Origin of the sequence: Sphingomonas aurea (genome assembly GCF_030678875.1) — a bacterium.
In the GTDB taxonomy this organism is placed as follows: Bacteria; Pseudomonadota; Alphaproteobacteria; order Sphingomonadales; family Sphingomonadaceae; genus Sphingomonas; species Sphingomonas aurea.
The window spans coordinates 189,203-209,045 of record NZ_JAUUDS010000001.1; the positions used below are offsets into that span (position 1 = coordinate 189,203).

Here is a 19,843-nt window from a genome sequence, read left to right on the forward strand (position 1 = left end):
TTCCTTGGCGGGAAAATACGGCAGGGTTGCGGCTATAACAGCCCGCCCGCGCGATACCAGCGCGCCGCGGCCGCCAGCCCCTCGGGTGTCGGGATCAGTGGTTGCCACAGCGCGGCGGGCGGGCGCTTCGTCGGGTCGATCCGCCAGTCGGGATGGCAGAGATAGGCGACGCGATCGGCGGTCAGCCGCGCGGCGTCTCCGCGCACCCGCCGGTCGCCCCAGGCGATCAGCGACAGGAGCGCGCGCGGCAGGTGCATCGGCAGCACGCGCTGCCCGACCGCCGCACCGATCGCGCGGGCATAGCCCTCGTGCGTCCACCCCTCCGTCCCATCGTCGACCTCGTAGATCGTCCGGGGCGCGTCGGTGGTCGCCAGCACCAGCAGCAGTCGCGCCAGGTCGTCGACCGCGATCAGCGACACGAGGCCGGGTGGCGGCAGGAAGGCCAGGCCGCGCTTCGCCAGCTTGAACAGGTCGAGCTGGTCGAGATCGCCGGGACCGAAGATGCCGGGGGGGCGCACGATCGTCCAGGGCAGGGCGGACGCCTCGACCAGCCGCTCCGCCTCCGCCTTGGACCAGCCATAGTTGGACAGGCCGGGCTCGCGCGCGGCGAGCGACGAGACATGGACGAACCGGCGGATGCCGGACGCGGCGGCCAGCACCGCGCGCGTGCCCTCGACATTGCCGGCGACGAAGCCGGCGCGGTCGAGCGCGTTGACCACGCCGGCGACGTGGACCAGCGCGTCGGCACCCTCGACCAGCTGGGCGAGCGCGCCGGCATCGTCGAGTGCGCCGGCGATCCACGTCACTCCCGGTCGGTCGGGCTGCGGACGGCGGGCCAGGGCACGGACCGCGTGGCCGGCCTCGACCGCCTGCCGGATCAGCGCGCCACCGACAAAGCCGGTGCCGCCGGTGATCGCCAGCGTCACAGCAGCGCCAGGTGACTGCGATGGACCAGCGCGGCGCGCGGGGCATAGCCCAGGATCGCCGCCTGCTCGTCGCTGCGCCGGCCGAGCAGGCGGCGCGCCTCGCCCGCGTCATATTCGGCAAGCCCGCGCGCGATGGCGCCGGCCGGCCCATGGATCGCGACGAGGTCACCGCGCGCGAACTCGCCCTCGACCGCCACCGCGCCGGCGGCGAGCAGGCTGCCGCCGCCCGCCAGTGCCGCGGCGGCACCGGCATCGACGCGGATCGTGCCCGCCGCGGTCAGCCCGCCCGACAACCACGCCTTGCGCGCGCTGGCGCTGCGCTCGGCAGTGAAGAGCGTGTGGCGGCGATCGCCCGACAGCGGCCGCTCCACCCGGCCCGACGCGATCGCCAGCGCGATACCGGCGCCTGTCGCGATGCGCGCGGCGGCGATCTTCGACACCATGCCGCCCGATCCCATGCCCGACGCCGAGCCCGCGTCCGCCATGCCGGCGACCGCATCGATCCGCTCGACCAGCGGGATGTGGCGCGCATCGGGGTTGGTGGTCGGGTTCGCGTCGTACAGCCCGTCGACGTCGGACAGCAGCACGACGCCCGCCGCCCCCGCCGCCTGCGCCATCCGCGCGGCGAGCCGGTCGTTATCCCCGAAGCGGATTTCCTCGGTCGCGACACTGTCATTCTCGTTGATGACCGGCACCACGCCCAGCCCCAGCAGCCGCGCCAGCGTGCCGGCCGCGTTCAGGTAACGCCGCCGATCCTCGAGGTCGCCGAGCGTCACCAGCATCTGCGCCGCGGTCAGCCCCTGGGCGCCCAGCACCTCGGCCCAGGTACGGCAGAGCGCGATCTGGCCGGTCGCGGCGGCGGCCTGCGCGTCCTCCAGGCTGGCGCGGCCGCCCTTTGCCAGCCCCAGCCGTCGTGCGCCGAGCGCGATCGAGCCGGACGAGACGACGGCGACCTGCTGACCCGCCCGCGTCCGCTCCGCGATATCGGCGGCGACCCCCGCCAGCCACGCCGCACGAACCTCGCCCGCCGGATCGACGAGCAGCGCCGACCCGATCTTCACGATCAGCCGGCGGCAGGAGGCGGGCGGAAACAGCATCGCCGCCCCGTTAGCGCGCACGACCCGTCGCGATCAATCGCGCGCGAACATCTCTGTGTGGGGCAGGGTGAGGTTCGGCATGGGAAGGGGGATGTCGACCGGTTCGTCATGGGCGACATCGGTCCAATCATGTGGCCCGGTGCGCTGGATCACCCGGACCCGCTCGGTCGCGATGTCGACCAAGACGATGGTGTCGACGCTTGGCACGGCGCGATATTCGTCGAGCTTCATGTGAAGGTCGGTGCGGCAATGGCCGGCCGATGCGATCTCAAACAGCGCAACCGGATTGTCGAAGGCCGTCTTGTCATCGTCCTCGCTGCCATGGCGCGGAAACACGCTGATGTCCGGACGGCGAACGGACAGGGCGTGCGTCTGAACGGCCATCGCCGAGGTATAAGGTCCGAAGCCGCTACCACGCAGGCGTGCCGCCAGAGCGGACAGGATATTGCCTGCGACAACACCATGCCGACCCGTGACGCCTGCCATCAGGCGGATCACCCCGTTGTCGAGCTCCGCCTTGCGATCCCCGAATCGGAAGTCGAGGAAATCGGTGGCCGTCAGCACGTCGTATTCGGGAGGAAGCAGCATCCTCAAACCGGCGACCACTCCACCACATCCTCACCCTCGTCGTCGGCGGCGACCGCGTCGGCGGTGGGGCCGATCGCTTCGATCAGCTGGTCGAGGATCCAGTCCACCCCGACGCCGCTCGCGCCCGAGATCGGGATGACGTCGGCGCCGGACTCCTCGGCAAGCTCGGCCGAGAGCGCCTCGATCAGCTCGTCGTCGAGCGTGTCGATCTTGTTGAGCGCGACGATGTGCGGCTTGTCGATTAGGCCCGCGCCATAGGCCTCCAGCTCGTCGCGGACGATGCGATAGCTTTCGGCCACGTCGGCGTCATTGGCGTCGACGAGGTGCAGCAGGACGCGGCACCGCTCAATATGGCCCAGGAACCGGTCGCCGATGCCGGCGCCGTCGGCGGCACCCTCGATCAGGCCGGGGATGTCGGCGATCACGAATTCGCGCTGCTTGTGGCGGACGACCCCCAGCTGCGGGCGGGTGGTGGTGAAGGCATATTCGCCCACCTTGGCCTGCGCGTTGGTGACCGCATTGATGAAGGTCGACTTGCCGGCATTGGGCAGGCCGACCAGCCCGGCATCGGCGAGCAGCTTCAGCCGCAGCCACACCCACGCCTCCTCGCAGGGCCAGCCGGTGCCGTGCTGGCGCGGTGCGCGGTTGGTCGAGGTCTTGTAGCTGGCATTGCCGCGCCCGCCGTCGCCGCCGCGCAGGAAGATCTCGCGCTGGCCGACGCGGGTGAAGTCGAGCAGCACCTCTTCCCGATCTTCGGACAAAATTTGGGTGCCGAGGGGAACCTTGATGACCAGATCGTCGCCACCGCCGCCGGTGCGGTTGCTGCCCGATCCGCCCTGGCCGCGCGGGGCGCGGAAATGCTGGGTGTAGCGGAAGTCGATCAGCGTGTTCAGCCCGGCCACCGCCTCGAACACGATGTCGCCGCCCTTGCCGCCATTGCCGCCGTCTGGGCCGCCATATTCGATGAACTTCTCGCGCCGGAAGCTGACGGCGCCGGGGCCGCCGGTGCCGGAGCGGACGAAGATCTTTGCCTGGTCTAGGAAGTGCATGGCGCGCGTCCTAGCGATTTAGCGCAGCTAAATCGAGGAACAACGCGCGCCCGGCCGGCCTCGCCCAGGCGAGGACCGACGACGCGGCTTCGCCTACTCCCGAATGGCCGCAGACCCCAGGAGCCCCGCCAGCGCCAGCTCGCGCGCCCGGGTTCGCGGCAATCCCAGCGCCCCCGCCATCGGACCACCCAGCAGCGCATCACCCAATGCCAGTAGCACCAGCTGCAACGTCTCCTCGGCGATCGGCCGCGCGCCGATGCCGGTCCCGGCGGCAAGCTGGTCGACCAGCCGGTGGATCGCCTGGAGGATCGGGTCGAGCGCATCGTGATGGCCCGACAGGATCATCCAGCTGGCCAGCGCGCCGGCCCCCTCCCGGTCGAAGGCGTCGAAGGTCAGGTCGACGATCGCGCGCGGGTCGCGGGTGCCGGCGCGTGCGGCGAGCACCGCCTCGCCGATCGTCGCGGTGATATCCGCCGCCATCCGCTCGGCCAGCGCCCGCTGCAGCCCGGCGGCCGAGCCGAAATGGTGGAGCAGATTGGCATGGGTCCGCCCGACCCGCGCGGCCACCGCCTTCAGCGTCACCCCCTGTGGCCCCGCCTCGATCAGCAGCGCGCGGGCGGCGTCGAGCGCGGCGGTACGCGACTCCTCGGGAGCGAGGCGGCGGGGCAGGGGCGTGGCACGCGTTGACATGGGAGGTCTGGGGCCTTACTTACACGACTGTCAATAAGCGTCGCCGTCTGTGCGACCTTGGAGGATTTCATGGCGAAGGCAACCACTCCCGCGGACCTGACGATCACGCCGCGCGACGTGCGCTTCGGGCGCGGGCAGCAGCTGAAGCGCTACTGGCTGAACGACGATCCGATCGCGACCGCCTTCTACAATGCGCTGTCGATCACCTTCCCCAAGGGCGAGGCGTATTTCTGCGAGAGCGTGAAGGCGTTTCGCGAGGGCACGCCGCCCAAGCTGCACGGCGAGATCAGCGCCTTCGTGAAGCAGGAGGTGATCCACAGCCGCGAGCATGTCGCCTTCAACCGCCACGTCGTCGATCAGGGTTACGACGTGACGCTGCTGGAGCGGCATGTCGACGAGGCGCTGGCACTGACCAAGGGGCGGCATCCGATCGGCAATCTGGCCGCGACCATGGCGCTGGAGCATTTCACCGCGATGCTGGCGCACGAGCTGATCGCCGATCCGCGTCACCTGGCGGGCGGTGAGCCGCAGGCGGCCGGCCTGTGGCAGTGGCACGCGGCCGAGGAGATCGAGCACAAGGGCGTCGCCTATGACACCTGGCTCTACGCGACGCGCGACTGGTCGCGCTGGCGGCGGTGGAAGGTCAAGTCTTTGGTGATGCTCATCACGACGTGGAAGTTCTTCCAGGGCCGGCGCAAGGGGATGCTGGAACTGCTGCGGCAGGACGGACTGACGGGGCCAAAGGTCTGGGCGAAGCTCGCCTGGTACGCGTTCGGCCGGCCGGGCATGGCGCGCAAGGTGGCAGGCGTTTGGGTCAGCTATTTCCTGCCCGGCTTCCACCCATGGAGCCACGACGACCGCGCGCTGATCGCGCTGGCCGAGAGCGAGTATGAGGATGCGTTGCTGCCCGACGCGCGCAAGCTGGCGGCGGCGTAGGGGCCGCGACGCCGCCTGCTTCTCCCCTACCTAGGGTTTGATCCAGCCAAGCTGAAGCGCCTCCCCGGCGAAGGCCGGGACCCAGTTGGGGGACGATCGTGACGCTCTGCGACGCCCGATCACCCGAACTTTCCCAACTGGGCCCCGGCCCTCACCGGGGGAGGCAGGTAAGTTGTTTCAGATCAGGTGGATCAAACCCTAGGATCGTCCCGAAACGGCAGAACCAGCATTTCCTGACGTCATGCCGGGCTCGTCCCGGCATCCACTGTTCCACGAAAACAGCGGCCTATGCGCCTGCGGGACGGTGGATGCCGGGACGAGCCCGGCATGACGGGAAGACTTGCGCAACGATGCCTGAAGGACAGGGCCACCATCCGGGCGCCGATGCCATTACAGCTACTCGCCCCGAACTGACGGATGCACGAGGAGGCGCAACATCGGTCGTTAAGCCGCGATCGGCATCGCGCTTCGGTCCTCGTCCAAGTCCAATGCATAGTCGATGACGGGCGCCGCCGCGCCGCGCGCGCAGGAGTGGCGCTCGCCATTCGTGCCCGTGGGCCGAAAGCCGAGCTTCCGTAGGACGCGACCGGAGGCGGGATTGTCGACGAAGTGCCATGCGTCCAGCCGCGCGATCGGCAGGGCGTGGCGGGCCATGTCGATGACAGCGCGACCGGCCTCGGTCGCATAGCCGCGACCCCAGACGGCAGGCGTCAGCCAATAGGCCAGCTCGTGCCGATCGTCGTGCCGGTGGACGGCGATGCCGCCGATCAGCCGGGGGGCGCCGCCCTCATGCGCCTCGATCAGGAAGCGGGGCTGATGCGGGCCGCGCGGCTCCTGAACCCGGTCGATCGCATCGACCAGCGTATAGGGATGCGGCACGCGCGCCAGCATGGTTGCGACCTGCGCGTCGCCCAACGCCGCCGTCAGCGCCGCGGCATCCTCTGGCCAGGCCGGCCGCAGCGTCAGTCTCTCCGTCCGCGCGAACATTCTTCCTCACTCCTTCGCGTTGCGCGCGCGCTGCCACGTCGACATGACGGGACGGCGACACACGCGGGGAGGGAGCAAGAAAAAAGGGAGCCGGGGCGACCCGTCTCCCTTGTTCGGTTGGCCTTGCCTGTCGGCTTGGCTACCGGGTCGTCCTGGTGGACAACCCGGCCGGTTGTCCGATGTTATTCAGCGGCCTCGGCCATAATCTCGACCGAGCAGAAGCTGCGGCCGAGTTTGCCCTTCGAAAACGCCACGCGGCCGTCGACCAGCGCGAACAGCGTGTGGTCGGTGCCGATGCCGACGTTCGCGCCGGGATAGAATTTGGTGCCGCGCTGACGCACGAGGATGTTGCCGGCGACGCACTCCTGCCCGCCGAACTTCTTCACGCCGAGGCGACGACCGGCCGAATCGCGACCGTTGCGCGACGAACCGCCTGCTTTCTTATGTGCCATTTGCGATTACTCCTGTTCGCGTACCGAGGATCAGCCGACCGACACGATCTTGAGGATCGTGTGGTTCTGGCGATGGCCGTTACGGCGGCGGTAGTTGTGACGGCGACGCTTCTTGAAGACGATGACCTTCTCGCCCTTCGCCTGCGCCACGATCTCGGCCGCGACCGTCAGGCCGGCAACGGCCTTCAGCTCGGAACCCTCTCCGGCGAGCAGGACGTCGCCCAGCGTCACGGACGAACCGGCGTCGCCGTCGATCTTCTCGACGACGATCTTGTCTCCGGCGGCGACGCGATACTGCTTGCCGCCCGTGCGCACGACTGCGAACATGGCCTTAATCACTTTCCAAATGCGTAGCCTCGCCAGGCTGGCGCCGGGCGGGGAAGAGGGGCCAGCTAGGCAAGCCCGCCGCCCTTGTCAACCGCTCTCGTTCGGTCCGGCCTGCATCAGGGTGCGGATCTGGTTGGCCAGGTCGAGCGGATCGAAGGGTTTCAGGATCATGCCCAGCGCACCGCGCGCCCGGTAGAGCGCGGCATCCGCCGGGCGCCCCTTGGCGGTCATGAAGATCACCGGCAGCGTTGCCGTGTCGGGTCGTGCGCGCAGCAGCGTCAGCAGCGCCAGCCCGTCCGTGCCGGGCATCATCACGTCGAGCAGCGCGACCTGCGGCGGGGGGCCGCGGTCGAGCAGCACCAGCGCCTCCGCCGCCGTTCCCGCCGTCTGCAGGGCGATCCCGCCGTCGAGTGCCAGCGACAGGCGGACGATGTGGCGGATATCCTCGTCATCGTCGACGTACAGGATGGCAAGCGGTGTCATGCCGATCCCTCGGCGGTGGTGCCGTCGCCCGAAAGGGTCCGCGCGCGGCCGCGCACGACGCGGCGCACGGTCGCCTTCAGATCGGGGATCGACCCGCGCGCCTTGACCAGCACGGCGTCGACTCGGGCGGCCAGGTCGGGCCCGACCTCCTGCGCGGAATAGAGGATGGTCGGAATGGCGAGGCCGTTGGCGTCGAGGAGGAACGGCACCAGCTCCAGCCCCGATCCGTGTGCCAGTTGCATGTCGAGGATGACCGCGTCGGGCGAAACCGTCTGGAGCAGGGTGCGGGCGGCGGCCATGGTGCAGGCGGTGACGGTGCGCGCCTCCGGCGCGAGCGCGGCGGCGACCACCGCCAGCAGGTCGGGATCGTCGTCGAGATGCAGGATCACCGGCTGGCGCGATCCGGTACGCCCGAGTGCGGTCCGGAGCGCGGCGGCGGTGCGCTCGACATCGCCGCGCTCGTCGATCACGTCGACCACGTCGAGCGGCGACAGTCCCTCGCCATCGTTGATCGCGTCGGCCGACACGATGATGATCGGCGCGTCGCAGGGCGGATCGCCGGCGCGCAGTTGCCGCGCCAGTGCAAGCCCGCCCTCGCCCGGCAGGTGCAGGTCGACCAGTACCGCGGCATGGTCGCTGCGGGCGACGGCGGCGCGAGCCTCGGCGGCGCTGCGGGCCAGATCGTAGGTGCAGCCCTCGTTCAGCACCATCGCGACCAGCTTGCCCGCCTCCGCCTCGTCGGGCGTGCAGACCAGCACGCGCGGCGCCTGACCGTCGCGCCAGGCCACTGCGCCGATCGTCGCCAGCGCGAAGGCGAAGCGAGTGCCACCGCCGGCCCGGTCCTCGAACCACAATTTGCCGTCGTGGCGCGCGACGATCTCGCGCGAGATGGCCAGGCCTAGCCCGGTACCGGTCGACCCGTCCTCACGCGGGGCACGCTCGAACCGGCCGAAGATGCGGTCGCGGAACGCCGGCGGAATGCCGGGGCCGCGATCGTCGACGAAGACCAGCGCCCGACCCTGCGAATCGATCGTCAGGCCGACATCGACCGTGCCGCCGGCCGGCGAGGCGCGGGTCGCGTTGGACAACAGGTTGGTCACGACCTGGAGCAGCCGGTCGGCGTCCCCCGACACCATCACCGGCCTGTCGAACGGATGGCAGAAGATCCGCACCCCCTTGGCGCTCGCCAGTCCCTGGCTGCCGATACAGGCGCGGTCGACGACGCTGCCGAGGTCGGTCGGATCCCGCGCCAGATGCAGCTTGCCCGATTCGATCCGGTCGATGTCGAGCATGTCGTTGATAAGACGGATCAGCCGGCGCGAGTTGTTCTCGGCGATCTCGACCAGCCGGTCCGCACCGGCGGGCAGCGGGCCGACGCTGCCCGCGCGCAGCAGTCCCAGCGAGCCGATGACGGAGGTAAGCGGCGTGCGCAGCTCGTGGCTGACGGTCGACATCAGGTCGTCCTTCATCCGCTCGATCCGCTTCCGCTCGGCGATGTCGCGCAGCGATACGACGATGTGGTCGCCGCTGGGCAGGTGCATGACCCCCATCGCGACATCGACCGCGATCTCGCGCCCGTCACGGTGGCGGACAGTGAGGTCGGTCAGGAAGGAGCGGTGGATCAGCCCGTCGACCAGCCCGATGCGCTGGTGGAAGCTGCCCGTACCCGGCGCCAGGTCGATCAGCATGGCGATGTCGCGACGCTCCAGCTCGCTGTCCGGATAGCCCAGCATCGCGGTGGCGGCGGCATTCACCACCTCGATCGTGCCGCTGGGGTTCAGGATCAGGATCGCATCGATCGTGCTGTCCAGGATGGTGCGGTGGCGCTCGGCCGCCTCGAACGTGTCGACCAGCCCGTTGTAGCGCTGCCGCTGCAAGCGCCAGAGCATGGCGAGCGAGGCGATCAGCACCCCCACGAGCCCTAGTACGGCAAGGGTGACAAACAGCTGCTCGCGGCCCTGACGCCGGCGGAACGCCGCCTCGTCGCGGGCGTAGGTCGTCGCCTCCGCATCCACGATCCGGCCGATCTCGTCGCGCAGCCGATCCATCAGCTGCTTGCCGCGCCCGTCCGCTACCGTCGCGTAGGCCAGCGCCCGGTCGCCGCGACGGGCCATGGCGATGGTCCGGTCCAATTCTGCGAACTTGGCGGCGACGTCCCGCGTCACCCCTGCGGGCCAGAGCGTCGCAGGCCGGAGCATCGCGGCGATCTGTGCCCTGGCAGGGTCATAGGGAACGAGAAATGCAGGGTCGCCGGTCAGCAGATATCCCCGCTGGGCCGTCTCGGCATCCTTCAGCCGCGACAGCAGCGACAGCGCGGCGACTCGCCGGTCGTAGGAGCGCACCGCCTCCAGCCGCATCGCCTCCGCCCGGCCGAACTCGTGGTGCATGCCGAAGACCAGCCCGGTGAGGAGCAGCGGCACCAGGACCGCGACCAGTATGTAGCGGCGGCGCCGCGGCGCCTTGAGAAACAGCTCCGCGCGGCGGCTCTGCTGGTTCATCGATCGGGCACGCCGCTGCCGGCTTGGATGAGCGGTTGCACGGCGAGCAGCGCCTGGCTGCGGTTGGTCACCCCCAGCTTGCGGAAAATCGCGGTCAGGTGCGCCTTGACCGTCGCCTCGCCGATCTGGAGGTCGAAGGCGATCTGCTTGTTTGCGCGCCCGTCCGCCATCGCGATCAGCACCGCACGCTGGGCCGGCGACAGATCGTCGAGCCGTTCGCGCGCGGCGGCGATGGCGTTGGCGGCGGGGGCGGTCGCGGGGAAATGCGTGCCGCCGGCGAGGATGTGGCGCAGGATGGCGGCGATCGCGTCAAGTGCCAGGCTCTTGGGGATGAACCCCGCCGCGCCGAGCGCGCGCGCCGCTTCGACCAGCGTCGAATCCTGATGCGCGGTAACAACGCAGATCGGCACCGTGGGGCGGATATGCTGGAGTTTCAGCATGCCCGAGAAGCCGTGCGCGTCGGGCAGCTGGAAATCTAGCAGGACCAGCCGGAATGCCGATCGCCCCTCCAATGCGGCCACGGCATCGGCGACCGATGCCGCCGGTACGATCGCGGCGCCCGGCAAGGCCGCGCGTGCCGCCAGCGACAATCCTTCCCACGTCAGGGGATGGTCGTCCGCAATCAGGATGCGGCCATCCGTCATCAATCTCCCTTCACGTCACGACAACGTGGATCGGTTTTCTAGTAGTTTTCGTTCATAAGCCAGAAAATTCCTAATCGCGGTGGTCCTAACGGAGCGGCAAATGACGGAGCTGGGAGCGATACCAGCGGCGCGACCGGCGGTTCTGGTGATCGACAACGCGGTGGCCGACCGCTGCCTCGCCGCGCAGGCGTTCGCGACGGCAGGGTGGATGGCGGTCGGCGTGGCGAGCGACGGCTGGGCCGCCGCGGGTCGCGCGCAACCACCCTCGCTGGTTCTGGTCGCGGGCGACGGCCCGCCAGTCGCGGCGCTGCGCGCGACGCCGAACGTGGGGGAAGCGCCGCTCGTCGCCTGGACGAGGGAGGGGCTCACTCCTTCGGGCTACGACGATGGACTGGTCAAACCCTTCACGCCGGCGGCGATCGCCGCGCTGGCGCGACGCTGGCGGCCCGACGACCCGTCGGCCGTGCTGGGGCGGCTGGAGGCGGCGCTAGGCCGGGCGGAGATCGCCGCGATGACGGCGAAGCTGCGCGAGCAACTGCGCGCGGCGCTGGAGACGGGCGGACGGGCCGAGGCCCACCGCATCGCCGGCATCGCCGGCATGCTCGGCTTCGCGGAGCTGGGCGCGGCGTGGCTGGCGGTGGCGGACGGTGCGGTCGATGCGCTACCGCCCGCCCGCATCGCCACCCGCCGTGCGCTGCTGGCGCTGGCGCGACGCGGTTAGCCGCTCAGCAGCGCATCCTTGATCGAGCAGGCGGCGGGGCCGAGGATGACGATGAACAGCACCGGCAGGATGAACAGGATCAGCGGCACCGTCATGATCGCGGGTAGGCGCGCGGCTTTCTCCTCGGCGCGCATCATCCGCTCGTTGCGGAACTCCGCCGACAGGACGCGCAGCGCCGAGGCGAGCGGGGTGCCGTATTTCTCGGTCTGGATCATCGTGGTGACGACGCCCTTCACCGCGTCGAGCTTCACGCGCATCGCGAGGTTCTCGAACGCCTGGCGGCGATCGGTCAGGAAGCCCAGTTCGATCGCGGTTAGCGTGAATTCCTCGCCCAGCTCGGGATAGCCGCGGCCAAGCTCGCGCGCGACGCGGTGGAAGGCGGCGTCGACGGTCAGCCCCGCCTCGGCGCAGATCACCAGCAGGTCGAGGGCGTCTGGCAGACCCTTGCGGATCGCGTCCGACCGCTTCTGGATCTTGTTCTTCAGGAAGATATCGGGCGCCTTGTACGCCAGGATCAGCGTGCCCGCGACGAGCGCGTACTTCTTCATCGGCGACCAGTCGACAAAGCCGTCGGTGCCATAGACCCAGAAACCGATGACGAGGCCGAACACCACGGGCAACACCAGCCGGCCGAAGATCACCGCGACAGCCCATTCCTTGCGACGGATGCCGGCCTGCAGCAGCTTCTGCTGCGCTTCCTTGATCTGGCTGTCCTGCAGCATCTTCATCGAGCCGAGCAGGTCGCGCATCCGGTCGGTCGTATCGTTGCGCTGGACCAGCTTGGCGCGCCGCTTGGTCGAGGCGGTAATGCCTGCCTTCAGCTGCTCGCGCCGGTCGTTCAGCGCCTTGACGCGCTTCGCCATCGGATCGCGCACGGTGGTCGCCGCATAGATCGCGACCATCACCGCGAACGCGGCGATGCCCGAGAGAATCGTCGCCGCCCATATCACATCGACGCCCAGGAGCGTCGGTCCGCCAGTCTGGCCCATCGCCGGTCCTACTCTCTCAGATTTCGAAGCTAATCATCTTGGCCATGATGAACCCGCCGATGCCCATCCACACCATGCCGCCCATGCCGGTGGCGATCAGGCGCTCGTCGACAAAGAAGTTCTGCATGTACTTGTCGTTGATGAACCAGATCAGCCCGAAGACGATGAACGGCAGCGACCCGATGATATAGGCCGACGCCTTGGACTCCGACGACATGGCGCGGATCTTAAGCTTCATCTGCCCGCGCTTCCTCAGCACGTCGGCCAGGTTCGACAGGGTCTCGGCCAGATTGCCGCCGGTCTCGCGCTGGATGGCAATGGTGATGACGAAGAACTGGAATTCCGCGGTGCCGAGGCGGTCCGCAGTTTCCTGCAGCGCCACGTCCATCGTCCGGCCGATCTTCATTTTGTCGCTGATGCTGCGGAATTCCTCGCCCACCGGCCCCTCGACCTCGTGGCCGACGACACCCATCGTCTCGCTGATCGGCAGGCCCGAGCGCAGACCGCGGACCAGCAGGTCGATCGCGTCGGGAAAGCGGACAGTGAACTTGCCCACGCGCCGCGCGATCAGGCGGCTCACCACGAAATGCGGCAGGCCGCAGCCCAGCGTCACGCCGAGCAGCAGGACGATGAAGATCGGTAGGCCCTTCAGCCACAGCAGCAGGGTGAAGGCCAGCACCAGCCCCGCCGTCGCCTGCCCGTATTGACCCACGGTCCAGTCGCGCCCGGTCATCGCCAGCCGCTTCGCCAGCAGCTCGCGATTGGGCAGGATGCGTCCGAACGCCAGGTCCATCCGCGTGTCGCGCGCGTGTGCGATGCCGCGCGACTGGCTCTCGGCGACCTCGACATGCGCGTGGCGGTCGCGCAGACCTGCGATCCGCCGTGCCTGGCTGCGCGATGCGGACGGCCCGGACAGCGCGATCGCGGCGACCACCACCAGCATCGCCGCACTGATCGCCATCAGCAGAACGGGGAAGAACATGGCGTTACTTCTTCGCCGCGGCGGGCTTGGACAGCAGACTGCGGAAATCGCCCAGCTTGCCCATCAACGAACCCTTGCCCGCCTTGGCCAAGCCGGTTTTGCCCTCGCCGGCCTCGTCGACGACGCCGGTCACCGCGGTCACCAGGTCGACGAGCGGCGTAACGGTCTTGGCGTTCTTGCCCGCTTCCGCCAGCGGCTTGCCCAGTTTGGCGGCCTGGCTGGCCAGCTTCTGGTCGAACGGCATGATGTGATCGATCTTGCGCTCGATCGACCCTTCGAAATCCTTGCGGCCGATCTCGGGCTGGCCGGCGGTGTGAACGCGGTTCGCGATAACCTGGATCTGGCACTGCGGGGCGTTGGTCTTCATCCACGACAGCAGGCGGATCGTGTCGCGTGCGGCGGCCAGCGTCAGCTCGGTGACGATCACCGCCACCTGTACCTCGGCCATCAGGTGCGGATGCTGGACCAGCATGGTGCGCGGCAGATCGACGACGGTGCACTCGAACGCCGCCCGCATCTCTTCCTGCAACTGGTAGAAGGCGGCGCCGTCGGTCACCAGCGGCGTGTTGATCGGTGCCTCGGCCGACAGCACCGACAGCCGCTCCGACGCCTTGACCATCGCGCGTTCGATGAACAGCCCGTCGATCCGACTGGGATTGTCGATCGCGTCGGTCAGGCCGCGGCCCGGCTCCAGGTCGAGGGCCAGCGCGCCGGTGCCGAAATGGATGTCGAGGTCGAGCAGCGCGGTCGACCGGGTCTCGCGCTCGGCCAGCAGCCAGGCGAGCGAGGCGGCCACCGTCGATGCGCCGACACCGCCGCGCGCGCCGATCACCGCGACGGCACTGTGCGGACGGTCGTCCGCGGTTTCGGTCGGCTTGGGCGCGTTCAGCACCGCCTGCGCGTTGGTAAAGGCTTGCCGCACCGAGTCCGGGTGCAGCGGTTTCAGCAGGTAATCCTGGATGCCGCTCGATACCAGATCGCGGTACAGGCGGACGTCGTTCACCTTGCCGGTGGCGATCACCATCGTGCCCGGCTCGCACACTTCGGCCAGCGCGTTGATCTCGTTCAGCGGATCGCCGGACTCGGCCAGGTCGACCAGCAGCACGTTGGGGCTGGCTGACACCGACAGCGCCTGAATCGCGCCGCGCAGGCCGCCCTTGTGGATCTTTTCGACCGACCAGCCCATCTCGCTGGCGATCGGGCGCAGCGCTTCTGCCGTAGTCTCGTCGCAGACATAGGCGACGAACGGTTCGCGGGTCGTCGGCTTCCAGGGTGCGTTCATTTTACTTGCCTCCTGCCGATTCGGCCTTGACCGTGGTGCCGCCGCCGCCGCTGGGGGCGGCCTTGCGATAGAGATCGATCGATTTGTAGACGATCATCGGGTCGCTGCCGCGGCTGTTGCCGGCGCCGTGGACCAGGTCCTGCGGGTTGGCGGCCATCGCCGCCAAGTTGCCGTTCACCGCGCAGCCGTAGAAGGACGAGGTGTTCTGCTCGTAATCGACCGAGCTGTCGCGCGACCAGTCGTTGCAGTGCGGCACATCGGCGCGCATCCGGCTGACCACCACGCGCACCGTGCCGGGCTGCACGGGGGCGGCGGAGGGCGGCGTCTCGTCGGCGAGGAGCAGGCCGAAACCGGCGACGACGCTCGACACCGCGTCGCGGGCTTCGGGATTACGGCCCGCCGGATCGTCGACAGCGACGCGGTCGCCATAGCCGGCATGCAGTCCGGTCAGCCAGCCGGTCAGCCGCTGCTGCTCGCCTGCGGCCAGGCGGCCGCCGGGCGCGCCGAGGTCGAGCTGATAGTCGGATCGCCCGACCACCGGCTGGTGGACCGATTCAATCCCGCGGTTCTTGGTCCCCGCGCAGCCGGCGAGCGCAACGGCCGGCGCCAGGCAGGTCAGGATCAGGTTACGGTGCATCATGGGTGCTACCTTGCGGATCAGTTGGAAAAGCCGGGCGTAGCGACGCTGTCGCCCCGCGTGCGGGAGGGCTGGGCCAGGGCGGTGACCGCCATCGGCGCCGGCGCGACGGCCGAAACGCCCGGAGCCGGTGCGGTCGCCGGTGGCGCCATCGTCGGCACGGGGCGCTGTCCGCCGGTATCGCCCGATCCTACCTTGCCCAGCAGGATGCGCTCCGCATCGGTCGGCGCCTTGTCACCGTCGGTCGGCAGCGCGATGTCGCGCATGTTGTCGACCGGCTTTACCAGATAGGGCGTGATGATGATGACCAGCTCGGTCTCGTTGCGCTGCCAGCTGTTGGAGCGGAACAGCGAGCCCAGGATCGGCAGGTCGCCGAGGAACGGCGTCTTGTCGATCGAGTTGTTGCGGCTGTTCGACAGCAGGCCGCCGATCATCAGGCTCTGGCCCGATCCCAGCTCGACCGTCGTCTCGGCGCGGCGCGAGGTCAGGCCCGGTACGCGGGTGCCGCTGATCGTGACCGCGTTCGAATAGTCGAGCTGCGACACCTCCGGCCGGACACGCAGCGAGATGCGGCCGTCGGACAGCACCGTCGGCGTGTAGGACAGGCTGACGCCGTACTGCTTGTACTCGACCGAAACGGTGCCCAGGCCGCCGGCGAGCGGGATCGGGATCTCGCCGCCCGCCAGGAAGCTGCCCGTCTCGCCCGAGAGCGCGGTCAGGTTGGGATTGGCGAGCGTCGTCACCTGGCCGACCGTCTCACCCAGGTCGATCGCGCTCAGGATGTCTAGACCAAGCAGCTTGCCCGCCAGCCCGATGGTCGAGCGCTGCGATCCGATCGTGTACGTCTTGGTCCCGTCGGCGTTGAACGTGCCCGCGGACCGGCCCGAACCGATCCCGAACTGAAAGCCGCCGGTCGTATCCTTGGTCAGGATGTTGACGCCCAGGTTCTTGGTGAACCCGCGACTCACCTCGGCAATGCGAACCTGCAGGTTGACCTGCAGCGGTGTCGCGGTGCGCAGGCGGCTGAGCACCTTGGTCGAATCCCCGACGAAGGTCTGCACCAGCCGCTCGGCCTCGGCGACGTCGGCCGGTGCCTGGACCGTGCCGGTCAGCAGGACCATGCCGTTCATCGGCGTCGCGGTGATCCGCGCCTCCGGCATCGCGAGCGCCAGCATCTCGCCGACCTGGCCCAGATTGTTGCCGACCCGGACGGTGGTGGTGAAGACCACAGCGCCGCCCTTGGCGGTGGCGGAGATGGTCGTCTCGCCGGTCTTCTTGCCGAAGACGTAGAGCTGGGTGGGCGAGCGGACCTGCACGTCGGCGACCGTGTCGTCGGCGATGAACAGGTCGCTCATCGGACGCGACAGGGTGACCAGACGGCCGCGGCCGGTCGCCACCTCAACCACCGGCTGGCTGGCCGGGGCGGCAGTGGTCTGCGCAGCGAGCGGCGCCGGCATCGCGGCGGCGAGCGCCAGGGCCAGCCCCGCCGAAGCGGAAAGGGGGATCGTCAGGCGATGCATCTTACTTACCTCCGACCGAGACGGCGGTGATGTTGTTGCCGCGGGCGATGCGCACCACGGGGCCGACGGCGACGACCGTCGCGCCGGGGAAAGCGGGGGCCGGCGCCGCGGCGGCACCGGGTGCGACCGGGCCGCCCATCGCGGCGCCGTCACCCTTGCCGGGCACCGAGCGGCGCTGGAAGCGGGACACGTCGGCACCGGTCGCGATCGAGGCGACGCCCGACTGCGGCTGGCTGGCGATACGCACCAGCATCGCCTTCTCGGCGCGCGGATCGCCGTCGGGCATCTTCACGCTGCCATTGGCGATCGCCTCCTCCAGCTCGGACGAGTTGTCGGCGATCGAGCGCAGCGACAGCGAGATCGAGCCGACCGTCTGCGCCACCGCCAGTTCCTCGGCGATCTTGGGCGTCACTTCGAGCGTGACGGTGGAGAAGGTGCGGACCTGGGTCTTGCCGTCGTCGCCGACCTGATTGTCGGTGCGCTGGTCGGTGGCGAGCACGCGCATGTTGCGCATGAACGTCTCCGAGACGCGCAGGGGAGGGCCGTCGCCGCCGCCAGCGACCGACTGGGTCAGGACCAGGTCGATGCGGTCGCCAGGGAACACGAAGCCGGCGACCGCCGACTGCGCCGACACCGGCACGGTCACGGCGCGCATGCCCGGCCCGAGCGCGGCGGCCAGGAAGCCGCGATCGCCCGGCTTCACCAGCGCGCCCTGCGTCACCGGCTGACCGGCAGTGATGGCGTTGCGCACCACCGTGCCCTGCAGCGATTTCAGGTCGGCCTTGTCCTTGATGAAATAGGCGTTGTCGACCAGCTCCTTGGGCCAGGGCTGGAACTTCAGCGCACTGGCGTCCAGGATGGTGCCGACGGGCAGGGCGCGGGTCGCGACCAGCACTTCGGGGCCGCCCTGTACTGCGACGGGCTGTACCGCGGCCGCTTCCGGCGCGGCGCTGCCGGCGATCAGCGACCGGGCGATCAGGGCCGTGACGACCGCGACCATCAGGGCACTGACCAGCAGGATGAGCTTACGACTGTCCATGTCTATTTCTCGCGCCTTTCCAGGGCCGTCGGAGTTGATCCGGCGTTAATCATCAGCCAAATTGGTTAAGGATGGGTTCGCGAAGCGCCAGCATGCCGGCGATGGCGATCGCCACCCCGTACGGCACCTCGATCGCGGGCAGTTCGCCGCCCTGCCGCCGGCGCAGCCACAGCCGCTCGGCCAGCATCACCAGCGTCACCGCGCCGCCCGCCAGCGACATCGTCACCAGCATTCCCGCGAACAGCGGCAGCGGCAGCCACAGCGTCAGCGCCGCGATCAGCTTCACGTCGCCGCCACCCATCATGCCCAGGTGGAAGGCGAAGGCGAACACCCCGAACGCGGCCAGCGCCAGTGCCAGCTGGATCGCCGCGTCCGGCCACAGCGCCGCCCCGTTCGCCCACCACCAGAGGGGCGCGAGCAGCACGAGCGCGACGCTCTTGCGATTCGCGATCTCGCGGGTACGCGCATCCTCGATGCCCGCCGACAGCAGCAGCGCCGCCGCCGTCAGGGCAAGGGCGATCCGGATGAAATCCCAGTCCATTCCGCGAGTCCTAGACGGCAGGGCTTGCGAAACCGTAACCGGTGCTCCCATGGCCCTTTTCCACCCGACCCGACCCGCATGAGCGTGGCCGATCTCCTTGCCGGCCTCGGCGCGGTCGATGTCGCGATCGTCGGTGGCGGCATCGCGGGCGCCAGCCTCGCCGCCGCGCTGGCACCGCATGCCCGCGTCGTGGTGCTGGAGGGCGAATCGATGCCCGGCCTGCACGCCACCGGGCGCTCGGCGGCCTTCTGGTCGGAAACCTATGGCGGGCCGGCGATCCAGCCGTTGACCACCGCCTCGGGGGGGGCGCTGCGCGACGGCGACTTCCTGGCGCCGCTCGGGTCGCTGCACATCGGCCGCGCGGACGATGCGGGGGCGGCGGAGGCACTGCTGGCGGCGTTCGACGGCACCGCCGTGGACCTGGCGGCGGTCGACCCGGCCGCGCATGTTCCGGGCCTGCGTGCCGGCTGGACGGTCGGGGTGATGGAGCCGAGCTGCGCCTATATCGACGTCGCCCGGCTCCACGCGCACTATCTGGCGGCGGCGCGGCGAGCGCGTGCGACCATCGTCGCCGATGCCGCGATCCGCGGGGCGGAGCGGCAGGGCGGCGGCTGGGCGATCGACACCGCCGCAGGGCGGATCGTGGCCGAGGTGATCGTCAACGCCGCCGGTGCCTGGGCCGATCAGGTCGCGGTCGCCGCCGGCGCGCGGCCGCTGGGGCTGAAGCCCTATCGCCGGACCATGGTGCAGTTGCGCACCGATCCGCCCGCGCCCACGACGATGCCGCTGGTGGTCGATCTGGCGGGCCGCTTCTACTTCAAGCCCGAATCCGGTGGGCGGCTGTGGCTGTCGCCGCACGACGAGGTGCCGACCAGCCCCTGCGACGCGCAGCCCGAGGAGATCGACATCGCCCTTGCGGTCGACCGGTTCGAAGGCGCGGTCGACTGGCAGGTGACGGCGGTCGAGCGCAGCTGGGCGGGGCTGCGGACCTTCGCGCCCGACCGGCTACCCGTCTATGGCTATGCCGAGCGCGGCTTCTTCTGGTGCGCGGGGCAGGGCGGTTTCGGCATCCAGACCGCGCCGGCGGCGGCGCAGATGGCCGCCTCGCTGCTGCTCGGCCGGGTGCCGGACGTGCCCGGCGTCGACCCCGATCGCTACTCACCGGCTCGGTTCGATGATAAGGACCGTGCATCGGATTGAGGAGGCGAAGATGGCGCACAAATTCGTGATCGAGAAGAACAAGGCCGGCGAGTTCGTCGCCAAGTTTAAGCACAACAGCGAGACGATCTTCTGGACCGAAGGCTATACGAGCAAGGCCAGCGCCCGCAACGCCATCGCCTCGATCCTGAAGAACGGGCCTGCCGCTGCGGTCGAGGAGGCGGAGTAACCGAACCGTCTCTGATGGTTAACAGTGACGTCATGGCACCGGACTACCGCGGCGGCGAGCCGATGGGA

22 protein-coding genes are annotated in these 19,843 nt (G+C 69.6%); 4 read left to right on the top strand and 18 right to left on the bottom strand.

The window, feature by feature from the left end; translation table 11 throughout:
- Positions 1-32: 32 nt before the first annotated feature.
- The 5 genes from Q5H91_RS00985 to Q5H91_RS01005 all read right to left on the bottom strand — a co-directional run bounded on the left by Q5H91_RS00985 (position 33) and on the right by Q5H91_RS01005 (position 4,350).
- Positions 33-926, bottom strand: a complete 894-nt coding sequence (locus tag Q5H91_RS00985; RefSeq protein WP_305171362.1) for an NAD-dependent epimerase/dehydratase family protein — start codon at positions 924-926, stop codon at positions 33-35.
- Complete coding sequence (gene proB, locus Q5H91_RS00990; RefSeq protein WP_305171363.1) at positions 923-2,023, bottom strand: glutamate 5-kinase; 1,101 nt, start codon at positions 2,021-2,023, stop codon at positions 923-925. Before proB ends, Q5H91_RS00985 begins: the two co-directional genes overlap by 4 nt.
- A 33-nt stretch (positions 2,024-2,056) precedes the next feature.
- Positions 2,057-2,629: a Uma2 family endonuclease gene (locus Q5H91_RS00995; RefSeq protein WP_305171364.1), complete on the bottom strand. Its 573-nt coding sequence runs from the start codon at positions 2,627-2,629 to the stop codon at positions 2,057-2,059.
- Positions 2,614-3,660: a GTPase ObgE gene (gene obgE, locus Q5H91_RS01000; RefSeq protein ID WP_305171365.1), complete on the bottom strand. Its 1,047-nt coding sequence runs from the start codon at positions 3,658-3,660 to the stop codon at positions 2,614-2,616. Before obgE ends, Q5H91_RS00995 begins: the two co-directional genes overlap by 16 nt.
- A 93-nt stretch (positions 3,661-3,753) precedes the next feature.
- Positions 3,754-4,350, bottom strand: a complete 597-nt coding sequence (locus Q5H91_RS01005; protein ID WP_305171366.1) for a TetR/AcrR family transcriptional regulator — start codon at positions 4,348-4,350, stop codon at positions 3,754-3,756.
- A 69-nt stretch (positions 4,351-4,419) separates the two neighbouring features.
- Between Q5H91_RS01005 and Q5H91_RS01010 the strand changes: the two genes are divergently transcribed.
- Complete coding sequence (locus Q5H91_RS01010) at positions 4,420-5,286, top strand: metal-dependent hydrolase (protein ID WP_305171367.1); 867 nt, start codon at positions 4,420-4,422, stop codon at positions 5,284-5,286.
- Positions 5,287-5,730: 444 nt separating this feature from the next.
- Here Q5H91_RS01010 and Q5H91_RS01015 read toward each other — a convergent pair whose 3' ends face one another.
- The 6 genes from Q5H91_RS01015 to Q5H91_RS01040 form a co-directional block, all read right to left on the bottom strand.
- Positions 5,731-6,273, bottom strand: a complete 543-nt coding sequence (locus tag Q5H91_RS01015; protein WP_305171368.1) for a GNAT family N-acetyltransferase — start codon at positions 6,271-6,273, stop codon at positions 5,731-5,733.
- Positions 6,274-6,455: 182 nt separating this feature from the next.
- On the bottom strand, positions 6,456-6,725 hold the full coding sequence (gene rpmA, locus Q5H91_RS01020; RefSeq protein WP_305171369.1) for a 50S ribosomal protein L27: 270 nt from the start codon (positions 6,723-6,725) through the stop codon (positions 6,456-6,458).
- A 30-nt stretch (positions 6,726-6,755) separates the two neighbouring features.
- A complete protein-coding gene (gene rplU / locus Q5H91_RS01025; RefSeq protein WP_305171370.1) occupies positions 6,756-7,052 on the bottom strand; it encodes a 50S ribosomal protein L21 in 297 nt (98 codons plus the stop codon).
- Between the two features lie 87 nt (positions 7,053-7,139).
- Positions 7,140-7,535 (bottom strand): response regulator, encoded by a 396-nt coding sequence (locus tag Q5H91_RS01030; RefSeq protein WP_305171371.1) that lies wholly within the window; start codon positions 7,533-7,535, stop codon positions 7,140-7,142.
- Positions 7,532-10,033, bottom strand: a complete 2,502-nt coding sequence (locus Q5H91_RS01035) for an ATP-binding protein (protein ID WP_305171372.1) — start codon at positions 10,031-10,033, stop codon at positions 7,532-7,534. Before Q5H91_RS01035 ends, Q5H91_RS01030 begins: the two co-directional genes overlap by 4 nt.
- Positions 10,030-10,677: a response regulator gene (locus Q5H91_RS01040; protein ID WP_305171373.1), complete on the bottom strand. Its 648-nt coding sequence runs from the start codon at positions 10,675-10,677 to the stop codon at positions 10,030-10,032. Before Q5H91_RS01040 ends, Q5H91_RS01035 begins: the two co-directional genes overlap by 4 nt.
- 100 nt (positions 10,678-10,777) lie before the next feature.
- On the opposite strand from Q5H91_RS01040, the gene Q5H91_RS01045 reads away from it, so the two are divergent.
- Positions 10,778-11,398: a response regulator transcription factor gene (locus tag Q5H91_RS01045; protein ID WP_305171374.1), complete on the top strand. Its 621-nt coding sequence runs from the start codon at positions 10,778-10,780 to the stop codon at positions 11,396-11,398.
- Here Q5H91_RS01045 and Q5H91_RS01050 read toward each other — a convergent pair.
- The 7 genes from Q5H91_RS01050 to Q5H91_RS01080 are packed head-to-tail and all read right to left on the bottom strand — an operon-like array spanning position 11,395 to position 18,388.
- On the bottom strand, positions 11,395-12,387 hold the full coding sequence (locus Q5H91_RS01050; protein ID WP_305171375.1) for a type II secretion system F family protein: 993 nt from the start codon (positions 12,385-12,387) through the stop codon (positions 11,395-11,397). The genes Q5H91_RS01045 and Q5H91_RS01050 overlap by 4 nt on opposite strands.
- 16 nt (positions 12,388-12,403) lie before the next feature.
- Entirely contained in the window at positions 12,404-13,369 is a 966-nt protein-coding gene (locus Q5H91_RS01055) for a type II secretion system F family protein (protein ID WP_305171376.1), read from the bottom strand.
- A 4-nt stretch (positions 13,370-13,373) separates the two neighbouring features.
- Positions 13,374-14,651 (bottom strand): CpaE/TadZ family protein, encoded by a 1,278-nt coding sequence (locus Q5H91_RS01060; RefSeq protein ID WP_305171377.1) that lies wholly within the window; start codon positions 14,649-14,651, stop codon positions 13,374-13,376.
- 1 nt (position 14,652) lies between these two features.
- The gene (locus tag Q5H91_RS01065) at positions 14,653-15,291 is read right to left on the bottom strand and encodes a CpaD family pilus assembly protein (RefSeq protein WP_305171378.1); all 639 of its coding nucleotides are present in this window, start codon (positions 15,289-15,291) and stop codon (positions 14,653-14,655) included.
- Between the two features lie 17 nt (positions 15,292-15,308).
- Complete coding sequence (locus Q5H91_RS01070) at positions 15,309-16,808, bottom strand: type II and III secretion system protein family protein (RefSeq protein WP_305171379.1); 1,500 nt, start codon at positions 16,806-16,808, stop codon at positions 15,309-15,311.
- Position 16,809: 1 nt separating this feature from the next.
- Entirely contained in the window at positions 16,810-17,847 is a 1,038-nt protein-coding gene (gene cpaB, locus Q5H91_RS01075; protein ID WP_305171380.1) for a Flp pilus assembly protein CpaB, read from the bottom strand.
- Positions 17,848-17,899: 52 nt separating this feature from the next.
- Entirely contained in the window at positions 17,900-18,388 is a 489-nt protein-coding gene (locus Q5H91_RS01080; protein ID WP_305171381.1) for an A24 family peptidase, read from the bottom strand.
- Between the two features lie 78 nt (positions 18,389-18,466).
- On the opposite strand from Q5H91_RS01080, the gene Q5H91_RS01085 reads away from it, so the two are divergent.
- Both Q5H91_RS01085 and Q5H91_RS01090 read left to right on the top strand, forming a co-directional pair.
- The gene (locus tag Q5H91_RS01085; protein WP_305171382.1) at positions 18,467-19,588 is read left to right on the top strand and encodes an NAD(P)/FAD-dependent oxidoreductase; all 1,122 of its coding nucleotides are present in this window, start codon (positions 18,467-18,469) and stop codon (positions 19,586-19,588) included.
- Between the two features lie 10 nt (positions 19,589-19,598).
- A complete protein-coding gene (locus Q5H91_RS01090; protein WP_305171383.1) occupies positions 19,599-19,775 on the top strand; it encodes a YegP family protein in 177 nt (58 codons plus the stop codon).
- Positions 19,776-19,843: the final 68 nt, after the last annotated feature.

Excerpts from the sequence above, each read along its gene's own strand:
- Q5H91_RS01080 (WP_305171381.1), bottom strand. The coding sequence starts at position 18,388 with ATGGACTGGGATTTCATCCGGATCGCCCTTGCCCTGACGGCGGCGGCG.
- proB (WP_305171363.1), bottom strand. The coding sequence starts at position 2,023 with ATGCTGTTTCCGCCCGCCTCCTGCCGCCGGCTGATCGTGAAGATCGGG.
- Q5H91_RS01055 (WP_305171376.1), bottom strand. The coding sequence starts at position 13,369 with ATGTTCTTCCCCGTTCTGCTGATGGCGATCAGTGCGGCGATGCTGGTG.
- Q5H91_RS01070 (WP_305171379.1), bottom strand. The coding sequence starts at position 16,808 with ATGCATCGCCTGACGATCCCCCTTTCCGCTTCGGCGGGGCTGGCCCTG.
- rplU (WP_305171370.1), bottom strand. The coding sequence starts at position 7,052 with ATGTTCGCAGTCGTGCGCACGGGCGGCAAGCAGTATCGCGTCGCCGCC.
- cpaB (WP_305171380.1), bottom strand. The coding sequence starts at position 17,847 with ATGGACAGTCGTAAGCTCATCCTGCTGGTCAGTGCCCTGATGGTCGCG.
- Q5H91_RS01035 (WP_305171372.1), bottom strand. The coding sequence starts at position 10,033 with ATGAACCAGCAGAGCCGCCGCGCGGAGCTGTTTCTCAAGGCGCCGCGG.
- Q5H91_RS01085 (WP_305171382.1), top strand. The coding sequence starts at position 18,467 with ATGAGCGTGGCCGATCTCCTTGCCGGCCTCGGCGCGGTCGATGTCGCG.
- Q5H91_RS01050 (WP_305171375.1), bottom strand. The coding sequence starts at position 12,387 with ATGGGCCAGACTGGCGGACCGACGCTCCTGGGCGTCGATGTGATATGG.
- Q5H91_RS01045 (WP_305171374.1), top strand. The coding sequence starts at position 10,778 with ATGACGGAGCTGGGAGCGATACCAGCGGCGCGACCGGCGGTTCTGGTG.
- Q5H91_RS01010 (WP_305171367.1), top strand. The coding sequence starts at position 4,420 with ATGGCGAAGGCAACCACTCCCGCGGACCTGACGATCACGCCGCGCGAC.
- Q5H91_RS01015 (WP_305171368.1), bottom strand. The coding sequence starts at position 6,273 with ATGTTCGCGCGGACGGAGAGACTGACGCTGCGGCCGGCCTGGCCAGAG.
- obgE (WP_305171365.1), bottom strand. The coding sequence starts at position 3,660 with ATGCACTTCCTAGACCAGGCAAAGATCTTCGTCCGCTCCGGCACCGGC.
- Q5H91_RS01005 (WP_305171366.1), bottom strand. The coding sequence starts at position 4,350 with ATGTCAACGCGTGCCACGCCCCTGCCCCGCCGCCTCGCTCCCGAGGAG.
- Q5H91_RS01065 (WP_305171378.1), bottom strand. The coding sequence starts at position 15,291 with ATGATGCACCGTAACCTGATCCTGACCTGCCTGGCGCCGGCCGTTGCG.
- Q5H91_RS01060 (WP_305171377.1), bottom strand. The coding sequence starts at position 14,651 with ATGAACGCACCCTGGAAGCCGACGACCCGCGAACCGTTCGTCGCCTAT.
- rpmA (WP_305171369.1), bottom strand. The coding sequence starts at position 6,725 with ATGGCACATAAGAAAGCAGGCGGTTCGTCGCGCAACGGTCGCGATTCG.
- Q5H91_RS01090 (WP_305171383.1), top strand. The coding sequence starts at position 19,599 with ATGGCGCACAAATTCGTGATCGAGAAGAACAAGGCCGGCGAGTTCGTC.
- Q5H91_RS01040 (WP_305171373.1), bottom strand. The coding sequence starts at position 10,677 with ATGACGGATGGCCGCATCCTGATTGCGGACGACCATCCCCTGACGTGG.
- Q5H91_RS01030 (WP_305171371.1), bottom strand. The coding sequence starts at position 7,535 with ATGACACCGCTTGCCATCCTGTACGTCGACGATGACGAGGATATCCGC.